Annotated in this window: 1 protein-coding gene; it reads left to right on the top strand. The window is 48.9% G+C overall.

Annotated features, from left to right (window positions below):
* Nucleotides 1-187: 187 nt before the first annotated feature.
* Nucleotides 188-660 (top strand): Hcp family type VI secretion system effector (locus K7X24_RS21940; protein ID WP_224558281.1); only part of this gene is annotated, 473 nt, incomplete at its 3' end.

Consider the following 660-nt stretch of genomic DNA (forward strand, 5'->3'; position numbering starts at 1 on the left):
GAAATCACTTTTTGCGCAATGGATGCCGTTTTTTCACGAGGTCTGCGCAACTTTTTGCTCAAATTTTACTTAAGGAAAATTTTAGTTAAGTCATTTCTTATTAAAAACAACAAGATAAAAGTTGGCATGTGGATTGCTATACAGAACGTGAAGTTATTCAACTCGTTCAACAACAAGGAGCAAGACTATGCCAACTCCATGCTATATCAGCATCGAAGGTAAAACTCAGGGCAACATCACCGCGGGTGCTTTCACCTCTGACTCTGTCGGCAACATCTATGTGGAAGGCCACGAAGATGAAATGCTGGTGCAGGAATTCAAACACGTGGTTACCGTACCCACCGACCCGCAGTCCGGTCAGCCATCCGGCCAGCGTGTGCACAAGCCGTTCAAATTCACCGTCGCACTGAACAAAGCGGTCCCGCTGCTGTACAACGCACTGTCTACTGGTGAAATGTTGCCAACCACGACCCTGAAGTGGTATCGCACCTCGGTGGAGGGTAAGCAGGAGCACTTCTTCTCTACCATCCTGACCGATGCCACCATCGTGGATATCGACTGCAAAATGCCACACTGTCAGGACCCGTCCAAGCTGGACTACACCCAACTGATTGAAGTGTCGCTGGCCTACCGCAAAATTGACTGGGAGCACACCGTTGC

Origin of the sequence: Pectobacterium versatile (assembly GCF_020166435.1) — a bacterium.
In the GTDB taxonomy this organism is placed as follows: domain Bacteria; phylum Pseudomonadota; class Gammaproteobacteria; order Enterobacterales; family Enterobacteriaceae; genus Pectobacterium; species Pectobacterium versatile.